Source organism: Pseudomonas sp. S30 (assembly GCF_016518545.1).
Taxonomy (GTDB): Bacteria; Pseudomonadota; Gammaproteobacteria; order Pseudomonadales; family Pseudomonadaceae; genus Aquipseudomonas.
On sequence record NZ_JACVTO010000008.1, the window covers coordinates 175,555 to 193,873 of the forward strand.

Below are 18,319 nucleotides of genomic sequence, written 5' to 3' on the forward strand. Positions count from 1 at the left end.
AAGCCACGAAGGCCCGCCCGCTGAAAAAGGAGCGGTAGTCTACCTCAAACGGCGGCCGTCAGCCGGCCGCCAGCAGGCGGCGTGCGCGCCAGGCCATGATCAGCCAGACGACCGTCACACCGGCGAACTTGGATGCCAGGGCGGTGCCGACCACCACCGGCGTGAGGGCGCCGATCATGCCGAAGAAGATCAAGGTATCGACCGGGATGCTCAGCGCCGAACTCAGCCACAGTCGATCGCGCAGCGGCCGGCGGGTGACGCTGAAGACCAGCCAGTCGATCAGTTCCGAGACGAAGAAGGCCGTGGCGCTGGCCAGGGCGATGGCGGGTTCGGAGGTGGCGTAGGACAACACCAGCGCCACCAGCATGGCGACCAGCGCGCCATGGCCGAAGCGGGTCTGGACCATGTCGCGCAGGATGAACACCAGTCCGCCCCAGGCGGACCAGATGACGTCCAGGTGCGGAGCGCTGGAAAAGGCGTAGTTGATCAGCACCACGCTGCTGATGTAGGCGATGAGGTAGACCATGATCCGAAGGTTCGCAGGGCAAGTGCGACAGGGTAGCCTCGACGGCCTCGTGGGTAAACCGCAGCGGCGACGGCAGGTTGTTAGGGGCGCGCAGTCACCTGCTGATCACGCCGGCACACGTGGCGGATTACCCCAGCACCAACCCGGCCGCTACCGCCCGCTCATGACAGCGCTGAATCACTGCCCGACGCTGGTCATCGTCCATCCGCGTCCACTGGGTGATCTCCTGCACCGTTCGCTGGCAGCCGGTGCAGATGTCCTGTTCGTCCAGCGCGCAGATATTGACGCAGGGCGATGCCACTGGCTGCAGGTCAGTCTTCATCGAGCACCAGCTCACGGGCGTAGCGCTCGGCATTGTGCACGTAGTGGGCGGCGCTGGCCTCCAGCATGCGTTTCTGCTGCTCGGTGAGCTCGCGCACCACCTTGCCCGGCGAGCCCATCACCAGCGAGCCGTCGGGGATCTCCTTGCCTTCGGGGATCAGCGCGTTGGCGCCGATGATGCAGTACCGGCCGATTCGCGCGCCGTTGAGAATCACCGCATTGATGCCGATCAGGCTGTAGTCGCCGACGCTGCACCCGTGCAGCATGGCGTTGTGGCCGATGGTCACGCCCTTGCCCAGCGTGAGCGGCGAGCCCATGTCGGTGTGCATCACCGTGCCGTCCTGAACATTGCTGTCCTGGCCAATGTCGATCAGCTCGTTGTCACCGCGCAGTACGGCGCCGAACCAGACACTGGCGCGCGCCTGCAGGCGGACCTTGCCGATCAGTGCAGCGGTGGGGGCGGCCCAGCTGCTGGGGTGGGCGTCGACGCGCGACTGGCCCAGGCGGTACTTCATGCGTGCTTCCTCACGGTAAAGGCCGGTGGCGGGTGAACCCCGCTCAGTTCTGGATGAAACGTTCCGGCGGCTGGTGCAGACTGATACCGGCATCGAACAGCAGGTTGACCAGCTCGACGATCATGATCGCCGACAACCCCCAGATCTTGTAGTCACCGTACCGGTAGCTGGGCACATACCAACTGCGGCCCTGGTAGTCGATGCGGTGGGTATGGTCACGCGGGTCCTGGCGAAAGAACGCCAGCGGCACGGTGAACACGGCGGCGATTTCGGCGTCGTTGGCGCGGTACTCGACGTAATCCGGGATCAGTCCGACGAACGGCGTCACCTTCAGGCCATGCAGGGAAATCAGCGGGCTCAGCGGACCGACCACCTCCACCAGCCCTGGCGGCAGGCCGATCTCTTCCTCGGCCTCGCGCAGGGCGGTGAACACCAGGTCCGGGTCTTCTGGATCGCGTCGGCCTCCGGGAAAGGCCACCTCGCCGCCGTGGGTGGAAAGCCCCTGCGCACGCAGGGTCAGCACCAGTTCGGGCTCCTCGCTTCGGGTGATGGGCAGCAGCACAGCCGCCTCGGGAAAACGGCGATCCGCTTCCAGGGGGACGGGGGTGTGGTTGCCCATTCGGCGAAGAAGCTCGTCCAGCATTGCGCACTCTCGATTCCAAAGCCTGCCCTGCATCATGCACCAAAGCCGCGAGGCACCCAAGCCCTGGCCGCTTGCGGCGGGCGCCTGGACCACGCCAAGATGAGGGATTCACTCAGGACGATCAGCATGAATTTCTGCAGCGCGTGCGGCAACCCGGTCATTCAACGGATTCCCGAGGGCGACAGCCGGCCACGCTACGTGTGCCCGGCCTGCCATACCATTCACTACCAGAACCCCAACATCGTCGCCGGGGTGCTGCCGACCTGGGGCAGCCAGGTACTGCTGTGCCGTCGCGCGATCGAACCGCGCCGGGGGTTCTGGACCCTGCCAGCGGGCTTCATGGAGAACGGTGAAACCCTCGAACAGGCCGCCCGTCGCGAGACGGTCGAGGAAGCCTGTGCCCGGGTCGGCAGCACGGCGTTGTACCAACTGTTCGACCTGCCCCACATCAACCAGGTCCACGTGTTCTTCCGCGCCGAGCTGACCGACCTGGACTTCGCCGTTGGCACCGAGAGCCTGGAAGTGCGGCTGTTCGAGGAACACGAAATTCCCTGGGAGGCGTTGGCTTTTCGCACCGTCACCCGGACATTAGAATGCTATTATCGCGACCGCATCGGGCAGCAGTTCCCCCTGGGTCATGAATACCTGCCGCCGATGCAGGTTTCGTCGTCCACCTAGGCTTCAGACACAGCCGAGCTTTTCAGGATACGTTTCATGCGCTGGTTCCTCGCTCTCTTCTGCCTGTGCATGGCCTCGGTATCGCAGGCCGCGTTCACCGAGACCATCATCCGCAAGCCGCTCACGGCGACGCCGTCCCAGCCTGCGCCGCTGCAACCCCTGCCAGCGCGCAGCGCCAGCCAGCCGCTGATCGACAAGGTGCTGGTGCTCAAGTCCGAACGCCGCCTGCAACTGATCAGCCGCGGCGAACCGCTCAAGACCTACCGCATCTCCCTGGGCAAACAGCCCAAAGGGGCGAAGGAACGCGAAGGCGACAAGCGCACGCCCGAAGGCTTCTACTGGCTCGATTGGCGCAAGGTCAGCGATCGCTACAACCTGGCGATGCACATTTCCTACCCGAACATCAGCGACGCCGCCAAGGCGCGTCGGGATGGCGTCCCCGCCGGCAGCATGATCATGATCCATGGCACGCCGATCGACGAGCAGTACCCGGAATGGTACTTCCACACGCTGGACTGGACCGAAGGCTGCATCGCCATGCGCAACGCCGACATGCGCGAGGTGTGGAGCATGGTCAAGGACGGCACCATGATCGAGATCCGTCCCTGATCGCGTCCAGGCTCAGCCGCCCTGCGCCTTGGCTCGCCGGGCCTTGAAGAACTCGCTCAGAATCGCCCCGCACGCTTCGCCCAGTACCCCACCTTCGACCAGCACCCGATGGTTGAGGAAACCCTGGGTGAAGAACTGCCCCTGGCTCTGCACGATGCCTGCCTTGGGCTCCAGCGCGCCGAACACCACCCGCTCGATGCGCGAATGCACGATCAGCCCTGCGCACATGCTGCACGGCTCCAGGGTCACGTACAGCGTGCTGCCCGGCAGTCGGTAGTTGCGGACCGCCTGGGCCGCCGCACGAATGGCGACCATCTCGGCATGGGCGCTGGGGTCGCTGTCGCTGATCGGACGATTGAAGCCCTCCCCCAGCACCTGGCCCTGCTGCACCAGCACCGCGCCCACCGGTACTTCGCCCAAGGCAGCGCCCTGGGCAGCGAGCTCCAGCGCCCGGCGCATGAAGTCCTCGTCGCGGCTGCGATCGATGATCCGTGGGCGCATCAGACCACCGCGATCGCGGCCATCAGGCCGGTTTCCATGTGGTCGATGACATGACAGTGGAACATCCAGGTGCCCGGGTTATCCGCCACCAAGGCCACCTGGGCGCGCTCGTTGCGCCCCAGCAGGTAGGTGTCGGTGAACCACGGTTCGGTGATCTTGTGCCGGTTGGAGGCGATCACCTTGAAGCTCATGCCATGCAGATGGATCGGATGCTGGTACTGGGTCATGTTCTTGAGCTCGAAGATATAGCTCTTGCCCTTCTTCAGGGTGGCGATGGGACGGTCGGCACAGGTCTTGTCGGTGATGTCCCAGGCCTGGCCGTTGATCTGCCACAGGCTCGGCGGCCGACCGTTGTCGGTATTCACCGAGACCTTGCCGGCCCACTCGAAATTGAAGTTGAGCTTCTCGGCGTTCTCCAGGTCCGGCTCGGCGATGGGGTTGGCCGGCAGGGCCTTGGGCCAATCCCCCGGAGCCTCAGTGCTGGGCACCGAGCGCAGCGTGCCCAGCCGCACGAAGCCGTCGCGCAGGGACACTTCCTCGCCCGCCTGGGGAATGCGCATGGCCAGGCAGATGCGCATGCCAGGGCCGAGCCAGTATTCGTCTTCCAGCGGCCGGGGCGTGATCGGGTTGCCGTCCAGGGCGTAGATCCTCGCCTCGACATTGCCCTTGAAGTTGATCCGGTAGGTCCAGGTGTTGTCCAGGTTGAGCAGGCGCACGCGCACCACCTGGCCGGCCGGCAGCTCGGTGACGGCCTCGGCCTGGCCATTGATGGTGATCAGGCGCCCGGCCGTGCCATTGCGCGCGGCTTCGCGCGGGACGCTGAAGGGCATGAAGGCGCCCTGCTCGTCCACGTGCCAGGTCTTGAGGCTCAGGGTGCGCTCATGGGCGAAGCCGGTGGGCTCGCGTTCTTCGACGATCAGCGGGCCGACCAGGCCTCTGCCGAGCTCTTCGGAACTGCTGACGTGGGGGTGATACCAGTAGCTGCCGGCATCCGGCACGCGAAACTTGTAGTCGAAGTACTCGCCCGGCTTGACCGGCAGCTGCGAGACGTAGGGCACGCCGTCCATTTCCAGCGGCAGGCGGATGCCGTGCCAGTGGATGGTGGTTTCCACCGGCAGGTGATTGATGAAGCGCACCCGCAGCCAGGTGCCCTGCCGTACCCGCAGTTCGGTCCCCGGCGCCGAAGGCCCGAAGGCCCAGGCCTCGGTCTTGAAGCCGGGCACCAGCTCGACATCCAGGGGCGCGGCGATCAGCTCGTAGTCGTGCCCGGCGTTATCGTCGGCCACCTTGCCCAGCCAGTAGCGTGCCGCGCCGGTGGCGCCCAGGCCAACCACGACCAGGCCGGTCAGGCCCTTGAGCATTTGTCGACGGGTAAAGGACATCGGTGCAGGTACCTCGTGTATGGCCAGCGAGCGGCCATGGGGCCGGCAATCAAGGGCGAATACGATACACCTGCAACTGAGAAAGATTAAGTGCGCGATTGTCACGTCTTTTCGCGCACTCGCGGCGTCCACGGCCCGCCAGCCATGCAGGCCAGCGGCGTGATCAGCTGTACTGCGCCTGCCCCTTGGCCAGCGCACGGCGATAACGCATGCCACCGAGCAGGCCACCGCTCAGCGACTCGCGCAGGGCCTGGTACTCGGCGCTGTCCGGCTCGACCTGGCACGCCTGCTCGCACCAGTACACCGCACGCGGGTACTGGTCGCCCAGTGGGCAGTCCTCGGCCCGGTAGTACTCGACCAGCACGCGCATCGGTTCGGGCCAGCCACCCCCGGCGAAAGCTTCGAGCATCGCCAGGTTGCGCCGCACCCGAGGCGAATCGACCCGGTGGTCGGCCAGGTAGCTGCCCAGACCGAGGAAGCAGTTGAGCGCGCGGTTATAGGCACGCTGGGTGATCTGCTCCTGCCCCATCAGCAGGCCCAGGCAGTCCAGCTCGGCGTCGTTGCCCATGTCGCGCAAGGTCTGCACGTCCATGCCAGGCAGGCCACCGGCTTCCACCCCCCGATCGCACACGGCGCTGAGGTTATACAAGGCCCGCGAAAAACCGTGCGCGCCGGCCTGCCGATAGGCCTCGAGGGCGACCAGCGGGTCGCTGTCCTCGTGCAGGCTCGCCCAGGCGAACTGCATTTCCGGCACCCCACGCGAGGCTGCGTACTGGACCATCGGTCGCAGCACGGTGGCCTGTACCGACTCGTCGAAGGCGTAGTACAGGTCGTTGAATGGACACAGCCCCTCGGGCTCGGGCATCGGTCCCAGGTCCAGCGCGCAGGCGTACCATTCCCGGGCGACCAGCGCGTCCTGCTGCACCCCGCACCAGCCGGTGTCGCACAGCATGCCGTAGAGTACAGCGCCGAACGGCGACGACAGCCGCGAGTTCAAGGCGACCTGCCCCAACCAGGGCTCCATGGCGATCTGGACCGCCGTGTGCAGCATGCGCACGAGCACGCGTTCCTCGACCCGCAGGGTCGGAACCTGCGCCAGGGCCTGGACGAAATACTCGCGAGCGTGCGCGGCATCGCCGGCCAACCAGGCCAGCTCGCCCAGCCGGACCTGCACGGCGGCCTTGGCCAGCACACCGAGCGGCAGTCGCAACAACTGCTGGCCACGCTCGAAAGCGGCCTGCACCGCGGCGGGTTCATCGGTATCGACGTTGTCTTCGTCCAGCGCGTCCAGCCAGGCGATCAGGCGCAGGTCGTTGCGCTGGGACTCGTCGAGCTTGGCGGCCATGGGCGAGTCGGCCAGCCAGAGGATTTCTTCATGGCTGCCGCCCCAGCGCGGCGTCGACAACTGAGCGAAGATCTGCAGCGCACTCGCGCCGACCGCTGCGCCCTGCAGGGCCTGCAGCAACCACAGGAAACCCTCGGGCTCGCCCTCGGCGCGAGGATGCGAACGCATCACCCCGGCCAATGGTTCCGGAGCCGTGCTCGCCAGTGCCGGTACTGGCCCCAACTCAGGCCAGCGCGCTTGGGCAGCACCGGGGATACTGCCCAGGTACTGAAGAGCGTCCGCCGTCAGCTCGCCCTTGAACCAGGCCTGCAACCACTCTGGCTCGCCCAGCACCATCACGTTGCGCATCAGCACCATCGCCAGCACCCAGGGCAGCGGATGTCGCTGCACCAGGTCCATCGCCGTGAACAGCAGCGCAGCCTGGGCCAGGCCAGCGTCCTGCCGATCGGCCTCGCTCACCTCAGCTGCCAGGCCTTGCCCGCGCGCCTGGTTGGCGACCTGCTCCCACATCAGGCACGCGACCAGATCCGGCCACACACTCTCAGGACACGCCAGACGCCAGCGTGGCAGCAGATCGGCGTAGTGATGGTGGCGCTGTGCGGCCTGCTGGAGGTGGGCACAGAGATTGACCAGGCGCTCTTCGCTGGCGGCATCGGAGGCGCGCAGCAGCGCTTGCAGGGCCGCATCGACGCTCTCGAATCGACCTGCCAGGAAATCGACGATGGCGGCAGGAAGACAATCGGCGAGGGAAGCTTCGACGCTGTGGGACGGAATCATGGGCAACCTCTTGGCTGGGCACAGGCGCTGTCCAGGGTGGCCTGTGCTGACGAATCGTTGGTGGCGCGGCCAGGTGATGAAGACAGGCCCAGCGCGCTCAAGGGTTGACCGTTTTACCGGGCGATGGTGCCCGTCGCAAGGCAACGGCGGCGCTCCTGACCGGCATTGCGACCTCGCCGACGCCAGCGCGATGCAGTGAGCTGGGCTCCAGTAAGGGTTCGGACGGTTCAGCCGCCCCATCACAGCGAAGTTCGAGCAGCCTGGATTTGGGAAAGCTTCGGACTCATCGACGTACACATCAGCAATAGCAAGCGGGAGATGCCAAGGCAGCTCTTTTTTGCAAGTTGGCCAGGGGTATGATTGAAAGCCCGGATCATGCAAAATGGCATTTAGACATCATCTGAAAAAGGCTCATCTGGGTGTTCGCCCCTGGCGCCAGCGTCCCGGTCAGAAGCGCCCCGCTCGGAGCAGCCTCACGGATCATGCATAGCCAACCGGTTCGTGACAGCCCTACTGCCGAAGTCTTCGACTGCGTGTAGCCCCACTCACGTGATGTAAACGAGCACCCGCTTGAATCAGCACTTCAATGACACGCTGGCATGGATGCCAACACTGACGCTAGCGCGCAGGTTGCGTCCGGTCGGTACCGCCCTGTAAGGATACTGCTTTGACCCTTTTCCCTCTGCGCCGCTCGCTGTTGGCGCTGTCCGTGGCAGCCGTCTCGGCCCCGCTCCACGCCGCACCTGCACCCGACTTGAACTACGATCTCAGCTCGGGGGACTACCGCGTCAGTGGTGCAGCGTTCAACAACGCCACCTTCTTCGGCACCTCGCAGAACACCGGCGTCTCGATGACAAGCACGAGCCTGACAGGTGATCTGAGCAATCGAGGCACGATCAATCGCGCGGCTTCCGGCCCTGGCGACTTCCCGACCGGGATTTCCCTGCTCCTCAATTCCACCGTCGCAGGTAATATCGTCAACGAAGGCGCTATCACGGTGAGCGGCGAAGCAGCCTCGGGGTTGGACCTCTATGGGGCGACGATCACGGGCGAGGTGAACAACAACGGCAGCATCACGGTCACCGGCAAAAGCGCGGAAGGCATGCTGATCACCTCGACACAGGCGCGCATCAACAATACGGGCACCATTATCGCCAGCGGCGTCGATTCTGCGGGGATCGAGTTGGACAACGCCAGTTTCACTGGATATCCGTCAGCCACTACCAACCAGTCCTATATCAACAACAGTGGAACTGTATCTGCAGAGGGCGTGGGCATTCACGTTGTCAGCATGACCACCTCCAACAGATCCTTGAGCATCACCCAGACCAGCGGGCTGATCGAGGGAGGCCAGGCGGCGATTCAGGTCGAGGACAACGTTCCAGAGACCACCTTCTACTGGCGAGGCGGAACCGTGAAGGGAGATATTCAGGGTCTTACCGGTGTGCTGGTCAAAGGAGACGTGCAGTTCGACGGCTCGACGCTGCGCAGCAAGTACGTCGATATCGCCGAGGCTCGCCTGACATTGCTGCGCCCGCAGACGACGATCGTCGGCGACCTCGATCTGGACAGCGACGCCGCTCGCCTGCGCCTGCTGCTGGACAACACGACACGGCCTGATGCCGCGATCCTGAAGGTCACCGGTAACACCTTCTTCGCCCAAGGCAGCCAGATCGAACTGCAAGCACGCTCCGACGATTTCCGCACCCCGACTCAAGGCACCCGCTATACCCTCATCAACTCTGGCACCTGGGAAGAACCGGGAAACCTCTCGGTCGTCTCTTCCTCTGCGCTGCTCGAGGTGAAGACCTTCGGCATCGAGGGCCAGGACGTGAAGGCCACGGTGGTGACCCGCAGCGACGAGACGATCACCCAGGAACTGGAGCAGGCCAACGGCTCGGCCAATGCCATCGGCATCGTCAAGCCGCTGAAGAACAGCCTCATGGCCCAGCTGGACGACAGCGACCCGGTCTTCCAGCAGTTCGCCAGCGCCGCCACTGCACAGGAACTGGCGCGACTGTCCGAAACCCTCACACCGGACGTCAGCCGTGGCGTGATACACGCCGCGACCAACAGCCAGAACCTGGTCGCCAATACCCTCGCTCGACGCGCCAGCGCCGCACGCGACGACCTGTCTGCCGACCGCGCCCAGCGCCAGAAAGGCGTGTGGCTGCAAGCGCTCTCCAGCGACGCCGACCAGGACCGACGCCATGGGGTAGACGGCTATGCTGCCAACAGCCATGGCATCGCCGTGGGCGCGGACGGCAAGCTCGATGCCGATACCACGCTGGGCCTGGCGTACAGCTATTTGTCCAGCAACGTCAAATCCGACCTGGGGCACAAGACCGACGTCACTGGCCATGCACTGACGCTGTACGGCAACTGGAGACATGACAACCTCTTCGTCGACACGTCGCTGATGTACGGCTGGAACGACAATGCCTCCAAGCGCTCCGTCGCCGGCACCCGTGCCAAGGCCGACTACGACAGCGAGATCTTCGGCGTCAACGCCTTGGTCGGCTACACCTTGCGCCTCGACGGGCAGTGGCTGCTCGAACCTCAGGTCGGTGCACGTTATGCCAGGGTGTCGATCGACGCCTACCGGGAGAAAGGCAGCTCGGCAGCCCTCGATGTCGGCAGTCAGCGCTACGAGATCGGCGAAATGGGCGCAGGCGCGCGTCTGGCCGCCGCATTCGCCGTGGGCGCGGGCAGCCTGGAGCCGGAAGCCAGGTTGATGGCCTGGCATGACTTCATCGCCGACAGGGTGGGCACCACTTCCACGTTCGTGCTCGGCGGCACGCCTTTCACGACCCAAGGCGCCACACCGGCCCGCGACAGCTACGAGCTGGGCCTTGGCGCGAACTACCGCCTCGGCGCGTGGAGCGTCGGCGGCACCTACAACCATGTGGCCAGCAGTGGCTTCGACGCCGATAACTTCACGGCGAACGTGCGGTACGCGTTCTGAGGGAGCAGGTCATAACGCGCGGATGCTGACACCCCTCTTGCAGAGGAGCGGCTTGGCGCTGCCTGAACTGCCAGATGCAAGAAGCCCGCAATCATGCGGGCTCCTTGGTTACGCTGACAAAGTGAAGATCACTCCCACTCAATCGTCGCCGGCGGCTTGCTCGACACGTCGTAGGTCACCCGCGAGATCCCTTCGATCTCGTTGATGATGCGTCCGCTGACGGTCTCCAGCAGCTCGTAGGGCAGGTGCGCCCAGCGTGCGGTCATGAAGTCCACGGTTTCCACCGCGCGCAGGGCCACGACCCAGGCGTAGCGGCGGCCGTCGCCGACCACGCCGACCGATTTCACCGGCTGGAACACCACGAACGCCTGGCTGGTCTTGTGGTACCAGTCGGCCTTGCGCAGCTCCTCGATGAAGATGTGATCGGCGCGGCGCAGGATGTCCGCGTACTCCTTCTTCACCTCGCCGAGGATCCGTACACCCAGGCCCGGGCCAGGGAATGGGTGGCGGTAGACCATGTCGTACGGCAGGCCCAGCTCGAGGCCGATCTTGCGTACTTCGTCCTTGAACAGCTCGCGCAGCGGCTCGACCAGCTTGAGGTTCATTTCCTCCGGCAGGCCGCCCACGTTATGGTGCGACTTGATCACGTGGGCCTTGCCGCTCTTGGCGCCGGCCGATTCGATCACGTCGGGGTAGATGGTGCCCTGGGCGAGGAACTGGATGTTGTGCAGCTTGCTGGCCTCGGCATCGAACACGTCGATGAAGGTCCGGCCGATGATCTTGCGCTTCTTCTCCGGATCGGCTTCGCCGGCCAGGTTGCCGAGGAATTGGGCTTCGGCATCGGCACGGATCACCTTGACGCCCATGTTCTCCTTGAACATGGCCATCACCTGGTCGCCTTCGTGCAGGCGCAGCAGGCCGTTGTCGACGAACACGCAGGTCAGCTGATCGCCGATGGCGCGGTGCAGCAGTGCGGCGACCACCGAGCTGTCGACGCCGCCGGAGAGGCCCAGCAGCACGTTGGCCGAACCGACCTGCTCACGGACCTGGGCGATGGCGTCCTCGACGATGTTCGACGGCGTCCACAGGGCCTCGCAGCCGCAGATGTCCTGGACGAAACGCGAGAGGATGCGACCGCCCTGCTTGGTGTGGGTCACTTCCGGGTGGAACTGCACGCCGTAGTAGCCACGGGCGTCGTCGAACATGCCGGCGATCGGGCAGCTCGGGGTGCTGGCCAGGACGTGGAAGTCGGCCGGCATCTGGGTGACCTTGTCGCCGTGGCTCATCCACACATCCAGGCCCAGCACGCCGTCGGCGTCGATGTGGTCTTCGATGCCGTCGAGCAGGCGGCTCTTGCCGACCACGTCGACGCGGGCATAGCCGAACTCGCGCAGCTCGGAACCGGCGACCTTGCCGCCCATCTGCTCGGCCATGGTCTGCATGCCGTAGCAGATGCCCAGCACCGGCACCTTCAGGTCGAACACCGCCTGCGGCGCGCGCGGGCTGTTGGCTTCGTGAACCGACTCGGGACCACCGGCGAGGATGATGCCGCGCGGGTTGAATTCGCGAATCGCGTCATCGTCCATGTCGAACGGATGCAGTTCGCAGTACACGCCGATCTCGCGCACGCGGCGGGCGATCAGCTGGGTGTACTGCGAGCCGAAGTCGAGGATCAGGATGCGGTGGGCGTGAATGTCGAGGGCCATGGGGGGATCTCTGATTCAGCTGCGAGCTTGAAGCTGCAAGCAGCAAGTTGATCGGGGGAAAAAACACGATGGCCGCGTCAACGCAGCCATCGTTTGGAGCATAGCGCCAGAACCTGCGCCTCAGCCGACGCGGTAGTTCGGCGCTTCCTTGGTGATCTGCACGTCGTGGACATGGGATTCAGCCATGCCGGCGCCGGTGATGCGCACGAACTCGGGCTTGGTGCGCATCTCTTCGATGGTCGCGCTGCCGGTGTAGCCCATGGACGAGCGCAGGCCACCCATCAGTTGGTGGATGATCGCGGCCAGGGCGCCTTTATAGGGCACGCGGCCTTCGATGCCTTCGGGCACCAGCTTCTCGGCGCCGGCCGAGGAGTCCTGGAAATAGCGGTCCGAGGAGCCCTGGGCCTGAGCCATGGCGCCCAGCGAGCCCATGCCGCGGTAGGCCTTGTAGGAGCGACCCTGGAACAGTTCGACTTCCCCTGGCGCCTCTTCGGTACCGGCGAACATCGAACCCATCATGACGCACGAGGCGCCGGCGACGATGGCCTTGGACAGGTCACCGGAGAAACGGATACCGCCGTCGGCGATCAGTGGCACGCCAGTGCCTTGCAGGGCGGCGGCGACGTTGGCGATGGCGCTGATCTGCGGCACGCCGACACCGGCGACGATGCGGGTGGTGCAGATCGAGCCCGGGCCGATGCCGACCTTGACCGCATCGGCGCCGGCTTCGGCCAGGGCCTTGGCCGCCGCGCCGGTGGCGATGTTGCCGCCGATCACCTGTACCTGCGGGTAGGTCTGCTTGACCGAGCGCACGCGCTCGATCACGCCCTTGGAATGGCCGTGGGCGGTGTCCACCACCACCACATCGACGCCGGCCGCGACCAGCGCGGCGACGCGCTCACCGGTGTCCTTGCCGGTACCGACCGCGGCACCGACGCGCAGACGACCCTGGTCGTCCTTGCTGGCCAGCGGGTAGGCCTTGGCCTTCTCGATGTCCTTGACGGTCATCATGCCCTTGAGCGCGAACTTGTCGTCGACGATCAGGACCTTTTCCAGGCGATGCTTGTGCAGCAGTTCACGGACTTCGTTCTTGTCGGCGCCTTCGCGCACGGTGACCAGACGTTCCTTGGGGGTCATCACGTCGCGCACCTTGGCCTCCAGGCGCGTTTCGAAACGGACGTCGCGGGAGGTGACGATGCCCACCAGGTCGCCGTTTTCCAGCACCGGAACACCGGAGATGTTGTTCAGGCGGGTCAGGTCGAACAGGTCGCGCACGGTGGCGTCGGCGTCGATGGTGATGGGGTCCTTGACCACGCCAGCCTCGAACTTCTTGACCTTACGCACTTCGCCGGCCTGCTGTTCGATGGTCATGTTCTTGTGGATGATGCCGATGCCGCCTTCCTGGGCCATGGCGATGGCCAGGCGCGCTTCGGTGACGGTGTCCATGGCGGCGGAAACCAGCGGGATGTTCAGCTCGATGCCACGGGTCAAACGGGTCTTGAGGCTGACCTCATTGGGCAGTACCTCGGAGTAGCCAGGTACAAGGAGGATATCGTCGAAGGTCAGGGCTTCTTGGCTGATACGCAGCATCGCGGGGGCTCCCGGGCGGGAAAAATGGAAGCGCGCCATTATACTCATGCAGCGGCCGGGGCTCAATGGGCAGCTGCACGGCGCCCTCGCGACTCAGCCGCCGACGTGCTCGACGCGCACCACCGCCACCGGCTGGTCCAGCCAGTCGGCGAAGCTGTCGAGAAACGCCTGGGTGAAGCCGGCATCGCCCCAGTTGTTGAAGATGAACCCCAGGTTGGAGAAGGCGCAGGGTTGCAGGTAGAGAAACCCGTTGATGTCGTCTTCGAAGCCGCACAGCGGGCAGGTGAAATTGTCGCTGAGCGCAGGCATCCACTCTTCAAGGCTCTCGAACAACGGCTCGCCGACCTCACGGCGACACTGCGGGCAGCCCGCCTCTTCCAGGAAGCCGTTGGTGGGGGTGTAGATGCAGCGCTTGAGCATCACCTCCAGGCCATTGACCGGCTCGCCGAACGGCAGCAGCTCGGGTCGCAGCGCCACCCGGCGCGCCCCTTCGCCCAGCGCGTAGCCCATGCGATTGCCGGTACGTCCACAGGTGCTCAGCGCTTCCTGCACCACTTTCTCGCGCACCAGCCAGCGCAGGATCGCCCGGGCGCGCGCTTCGTGAAACGGGACGGTGGACTGTTTGGGAACGATGATGCTCTGGCTGGACATGAATGAACGGACCTGAAGACGGCGACTGCGACAAGGGCGTCAGTCTACCGCCTGCTCAGCCGCCGAGGTAGCGGCCGATCAGCGCCAGGCCGCTGAACAGCACCAGCCAGGTGACCAGGCGCACGAAGGTCTCGCGCGACAACCGCAGGCTCAGGCGCCGGCCCAGCCACAGGCCGGCGAACATCACCGGCAGCAGGCTGAGCGCCAGCCATGACAGGCTGCTGTCGGCATAGACGCCGGCAATCGCCAGCAACGACAGGCGCACCACGGTGCTGCAGCTGATCAGCGCACTCTGGGTGGCGCGCACCTGCTCCTTGGTCGGTAGCCGAGCGCTGAGGTAGAGCGCGTAGAGAAACCCGCCGCTGCCGAACAGGGCGCCGAACACCCCGCCCACCGTCCCCATCGGCACCGCCCAGCCCGCCCCCAGGCGCTGCGGGCGCGCCTTCACCAGCAGGCTGTACAGCGCGTAGGACGTCACGAACAGGCCCATCAGCAACAGCAGCAGCTCCGACTTCAGGTTCAGCAGGAACGCCACGCCCAGTGTGCAGCCAAGCGCCATGCACGGTAGCAGGCGCAGCAGTTCGCCACGGACCACATCACGTCGCGACGGCAGCAGGTTGCCCAGCGCCGCGATGAAGTCCAGCAGCACCAGCAAGGGGATGATCCGCGACAGCGGCATGAAATGAATCAATACCGGCCCTGCCACCAGTGCGGTGCCGAAGCCGGCGATGCCGAAGACCACATAGGCGGCGCCGATGGCCAGCACAATGGGCAGCCACTCCAGCGTGGCGTACGGAAGTTGAGCGAGCATGGCGCTATTCCTGGGAAGACATGCACAGGTTAGCCCTGCGCTAGTCATACCGACTAATATGCGATGACCCCATGAGCCATCTTGAAAAGGCATATCAAGGATGACGTCCCTGCGCCAGTTGCGTTACTTCGTGGAAATCGCCGACAGCGGCAGCTTCACTGCGGCAGCCCAGCGACTGTACATCGCTCAATCGGCGCTCAGCCGGCAAATCAAGGAGCTGGAGCAGCAACTCGGCACCGCGCTGCTCGAGCGCACCGCTCGCCAGCCCAGGCTCACGGCGGCTGGTGAGGTGTTCCTGGGACGCGCCCGGCAAGTGCTCGGCGACCTGGAAAAAGCCGAGCGCCTGGCCTCGGAAGTCGGCCAGGGTCTGCGTGGCCGCCTGCGCCTGAACCATTCCAGTACCGTGCCCCTGACCGGCGTGCTGCTGGAGCGCCTCGGCGGCTACGTGCGTGGCAACCCCGACGTGACGCTGGACATCGCCCAGCAATCGTCGGAGGCGCAGTTGCAGGACATCGCCGACGGCCGGCTGGATCTGGGCCTGCTGCGCCTGCCGGTGCTGCGCCAGCACCCGGACGTGACCCTGTTGACGCTGTTCGACGAGCCGCTGCTGCTGGCGGTCGCCGCCGGTCATGAACTGGCGGGAGCGAGCGAGGTGAGCGTGCGGGCACTGAAGACGCAACCTTTCGTGTCGATTCCCCACCGCGACCGTGGCGGGCTGAGTTACCTGTCGGCTTCGGTGTGCCTGGCCGCCGGTTTCTTTCCCCGCGCAGCGCAAATCGTCTCGCGCAAGACCACGCAGTTGCAGTTGATCCAGGCAGGTCTTGGCGTAGCGCTGCTGCCGGCGAGCATGCGCGAAATCGCTCCGTCTACCGTGCGATTCATTCCCCTCGTGGAAAACTGCCAGAGCAGTGTGGCACTCGCCAGCCGGCGCGACGCCGGGATCCTGGAGCGGCATTTGCTGACCGCGATGAGTGGGTGAGCCCTCCCCACTCACATCCAGGATGCCGGCAGCCTCGACGTCGCGAAAGCGCCTGACACAGACAAGCGCGCGGATTGTCCTTTATGATGCCCGGCATGATCAGAGACCCTTTCGAACGACTCGGCCTGGACCGCGAAATCCTCACCGTCAGCCAACTCAATGGCCGCGCCCGCGTGCTACTCGAAGACGTGTTTCGCAGCGTCTGGGTGAAAGGCGAGATTTCCAACCTTGCCCGCCCGGCCTCCGGCCACCTGTACTTCACCCTCAAGGACAGCGGCGCCCAGGTGCGTTGCGCGCTGTTCCGACAGAATGCCGCCCGGGTTCGCCAGGCCCTGCGTGACGGCCTGGCGGTCAAGGTCCGTGGCAAGGTGTCGCTGTTCGAGGGGCGCGGCGACTACCAGCTGATCCTCGACAGCGTCGAGCCGGCCGGCGACGGCGCGCTGCGCCTGGCCTTCGAGGCGCTGAAGGAGAAGCTCGGCGCCGAAGGCCTGTTCGCCGCCGAGGCCAAGCGCGCGCTGCCCGCCCATCCCCGGCGCATCGGCATCGTCACCTCGCCCACGGGCGCGGTGATCCGCGACATCATCAGCGTGTTCGGCCGTCGTGCCCCTCAGGTCGAACTCAACCTGATCCCTACCGCCGTCCAGGGCCGCGAAGCCATCGGCCAGATCGTGCGCGCGCTGCAACGGGCCGACAGCCTCGGCTTCGACGCGCTGATCCTGGCCCGCGGGGGTGGCTCGCTGGAAGACCTGTGGTGCTTCAACGAAGAACCGGTGGCGCGGGCCATCGCCGCGTGCGTGACGCCCATCGTCAGTGCCGTGGGGCACGAGACCGATGTGTCGATCAGCGACTTCGTCGCCGACGTGCGTGCACCCACCCCGTCTGCCGCCGCCGAGCTGCTGGCACCGGACAGCAGCGGCCTGCTGCAACGCCTGGACAGCCTGCAGCGCCGCCTGCTGCTGCGCGTGCAGGCACGGTTGAGTCACGAGCGCCTGCGCCTGGACGGCCTCACCCGACGCCTGCGTCACCCCCGCGAGCGCCTGCGCCAGCAAGCCCAGCGCCTGGACGACCTGGACATGCGCCTGCGCCGCGCCTTCATGCTCGACCTGAACCAGCGTCAGCAGCGCCTGGGCCGCCTGGACACACGCCTGACCGCGCAACACCCCGGACGCACCCTGGCGTTGCTCGGCCAACGCCTGGACAACCTGGCCGAGCGCCTGCCGCGAGCCATGCAGGGCGTGCTCAAGGACCGCCGGCAGCGCTTGCAGGCGCATGTACAGACGCTGCAGATCGTCAGCCCGCTGGCCACCCTCGCCCGCGGCTACAGCATCCTGCTCGACGAGCGGGGCCAGGCGATTCGCAGCGCCGCGCAGACCCGCAACGGCCAGCGCCTCACTGCCCGCCTGGCCGAAGGCGAGCTGCAGGTGCGGGTGGAAGACAATCACCAGACTCCGGTCACCCTTTCGCTATTGGACTGATCCATGACTCGCCTGCTCGCTCCCCTGCTCGCCCTCTGCGCCCTGATGCTGTCCAGCACCGCGCAGGCCAGCTACATCACCCGCGCCCTGAACAAGCCGGTGCCCGGCGGCGTCGCGGTGGTCGATCTCGGCCCGGCCAGCAGCGCCCCGAGCGCGCGCTTCGACGGCAAGCCGGTGCTGGTGGTGCGCGAGCAGGATCGCTGGCTGGCCATCGTCGGCATCCCCCTGACCCAGAAACCTGGCCCGGCCAGCCTGAGCCAGGGTACGCGCACCCTGACGTTCGACGTCGGCAGCAAGCGCTACCCGGAACAGCGCATCACCTTGAAGAACACACGCCAGGTCAATCCCGAACCGCAGGATCTCGAACGCATCGACCGCGAGCTCGCCGAGCAGATCAAGGCCTATCGCAGCTTCAGCCCTGTCACACCGAGCAACCTGATCCTCGACAAGCCGGTCAATGGCCCGCTGTCGAGCAAGTTCGGCGTGCGCCGCTTCTTCAACGGCGAGGAGCGCAACCCCCATGCCGGGCTGGACTTCGCCGTCCCTGCCGGGACGCCGATCAAGACCCCGGCCAATGGCAAGGTGATACTGGTCGGCGACTACTTCTTCAATGGCCGCACGGTGTTCGTCGACCACGGCCAGGGCTTCATCAGCATGTTCTGCCACATGTCCAAGGTGGACGTGAAGCCCGGCCAGATGCTGCGTCGAGGGGATGTGGTCGGACGGGTCGGCTCGACCGGCCGTGCGACGGGCCCGCACATGCACTGGAACGTGAGCCTGAATGATGCCCGTGTGGATCCGGCGATCTTCATCGGCGCATTCCAGCCCTGAAACGCCTTGGAAAC

General features: G+C 65.7%; 17 protein-coding genes. 6 read left to right on the plus strand and 11 right to left on the minus strand.

Translation table 11 applies throughout. The annotated features are described in order from the left end of the window. Window positions 1-58: 58 nt before the first annotated feature. The 4 genes from IAE34_RS11620 to IAE34_RS11635 form a co-directional block, all read right to left on the minus strand. Window positions 59-526, minus strand: coding sequence for a VUT family protein (locus IAE34_RS11620; protein ID WP_200139099.1), 468 nt, complete (start codon window positions 524-526; stop codon window positions 59-61). 127 nt (window positions 527-653) lie between these two features. After that, window positions 654-848: a DUF1289 domain-containing protein gene (locus tag IAE34_RS11625; RefSeq protein ID WP_200139100.1), complete on the minus strand. Its 195-nt coding sequence runs from the start codon at window positions 846-848 to the stop codon at window positions 654-656. Then, window positions 838-1,362 (minus strand): gamma carbonic anhydrase family protein, encoded by a 525-nt coding sequence (locus IAE34_RS11630; protein ID WP_200139101.1) that lies wholly within the window; start codon window positions 1,360-1,362, stop codon window positions 838-840. The genes IAE34_RS11625 and IAE34_RS11630 overlap by 11 nt, the downstream gene beginning before the upstream one ends. 43 nt (window positions 1,363-1,405) lie before the next feature. Beyond that, window positions 1,406-2,005, minus strand: a complete 600-nt coding sequence (locus IAE34_RS11635; protein WP_200139102.1) for a CoA pyrophosphatase — start codon at window positions 2,003-2,005, stop codon at window positions 1,406-1,408. A 126-nt stretch (window positions 2,006-2,131) separates the two neighbouring features. Here IAE34_RS11635 and IAE34_RS11640 point away from each other — a divergent pair, with 126 nt between their 5' ends. Both IAE34_RS11640 and IAE34_RS11645 read left to right on the plus strand, forming a co-directional pair. Further along, window positions 2,132-2,683: an NUDIX hydrolase gene (locus tag IAE34_RS11640; RefSeq protein WP_200139103.1), complete on the plus strand. Its 552-nt coding sequence runs from the start codon at window positions 2,132-2,134 to the stop codon at window positions 2,681-2,683. Window positions 2,684-2,719: 36 nt separating this feature from the next. Continuing rightward, window positions 2,720-3,292: a L,D-transpeptidase family protein gene (locus IAE34_RS11645; protein ID WP_200139104.1), complete on the plus strand. Its 573-nt coding sequence runs from the start codon at window positions 2,720-2,722 to the stop codon at window positions 3,290-3,292. A 12-nt stretch (window positions 3,293-3,304) separates the two neighbouring features. Here IAE34_RS11645 and tadA read toward each other — a convergent pair whose 3' ends face one another. The 3 genes from tadA to IAE34_RS11660 form a co-directional block, all read right to left on the minus strand. Continuing rightward, window positions 3,305-3,793, minus strand: a complete 489-nt coding sequence (gene tadA, locus IAE34_RS11650; protein WP_200139105.1) for a tRNA adenosine(34) deaminase TadA — start codon at window positions 3,791-3,793, stop codon at window positions 3,305-3,307. Beyond that, the gene (locus IAE34_RS11655; protein ID WP_200139106.1) at window positions 3,793-5,175 is read right to left on the minus strand and encodes a multicopper oxidase family protein; all 1,383 of its coding nucleotides are present in this window, start codon (window positions 5,173-5,175) and stop codon (window positions 3,793-3,795) included. Before IAE34_RS11655 ends, tadA begins: the two co-directional genes overlap by 1 nt. 163 nt (window positions 5,176-5,338) lie before the next feature. Beyond that, a complete protein-coding gene (locus tag IAE34_RS11660) occupies window positions 5,339-7,297 on the minus strand; it encodes a DUF4034 domain-containing protein (RefSeq protein WP_200139107.1) in 1,959 nt (652 codons plus the stop codon). A 667-nt stretch (window positions 7,298-7,964) separates the two neighbouring features. On the opposite strand from IAE34_RS11660, the gene IAE34_RS11665 reads away from it, so the two are divergent. Then, a complete protein-coding gene (locus IAE34_RS11665; RefSeq protein ID WP_200139108.1) occupies window positions 7,965-10,262 on the plus strand; it encodes an autotransporter family protein in 2,298 nt (765 codons plus the stop codon). Between the two features lie 128 nt (window positions 10,263-10,390). On the opposite strand, the gene guaA is transcribed toward IAE34_RS11665, so the two are convergent. The 4 genes from guaA to IAE34_RS11685 form a co-directional block, all read right to left on the minus strand. Next, window positions 10,391-11,968 carry a glutamine-hydrolyzing GMP synthase gene (guaA, locus tag IAE34_RS11670; protein WP_200139109.1) on the minus strand — a complete coding sequence of 526 codons (1,578 nt, stop codon included), beginning with the start codon at window positions 11,966-11,968 and terminating at the stop codon, window positions 10,391-10,393. A 120-nt stretch (window positions 11,969-12,088) separates the two neighbouring features. After that, window positions 12,089-13,558, minus strand: coding sequence for an IMP dehydrogenase (gene guaB / locus IAE34_RS11675; RefSeq protein WP_200139110.1), 1,470 nt, complete (start codon window positions 13,556-13,558; stop codon window positions 12,089-12,091). 93 nt (window positions 13,559-13,651) lie between these two features. Next, window positions 13,652-14,209, minus strand: coding sequence for a sugar ABC transporter ATPase (locus tag IAE34_RS11680; protein ID WP_200139111.1), 558 nt, complete (start codon window positions 14,207-14,209; stop codon window positions 13,652-13,654). A gap of 55 nt (window positions 14,210-14,264) precedes the next feature. Continuing rightward, window positions 14,265-15,020, minus strand: coding sequence for a sulfite exporter TauE/SafE family protein (locus tag IAE34_RS11685; protein ID WP_200139112.1), 756 nt, complete (start codon window positions 15,018-15,020; stop codon window positions 14,265-14,267). Between the two features lie 100 nt (window positions 15,021-15,120). Here IAE34_RS11685 and IAE34_RS11690 point away from each other — a divergent pair, with 100 nt between their 5' ends. The 3 genes from IAE34_RS11690 (at window position 15,121) to IAE34_RS11700 (ending at window position 18,305) form a co-directional block, all read left to right on the plus strand. Next, window positions 15,121-15,999, plus strand: a complete 879-nt coding sequence (locus IAE34_RS11690) for a LysR substrate-binding domain-containing protein (protein ID WP_200139113.1) — start codon at window positions 15,121-15,123, stop codon at window positions 15,997-15,999. Window positions 16,000-16,094: 95 nt separating this feature from the next. Then, window positions 16,095-17,474, plus strand: a complete 1,380-nt coding sequence (gene xseA / locus IAE34_RS11695) for an exodeoxyribonuclease VII large subunit (RefSeq protein WP_200139114.1) — start codon at window positions 16,095-16,097, stop codon at window positions 17,472-17,474. A 3-nt stretch (window positions 17,475-17,477) separates the two neighbouring features. Further along, on the plus strand, window positions 17,478-18,305 hold the full coding sequence (locus tag IAE34_RS11700; protein WP_200139115.1) for a M23 family metallopeptidase: 828 nt from the start codon (window positions 17,478-17,480) through the stop codon (window positions 18,303-18,305). The last annotated feature ends 14 nt before the right edge of the window (window positions 18,306-18,319 follow it).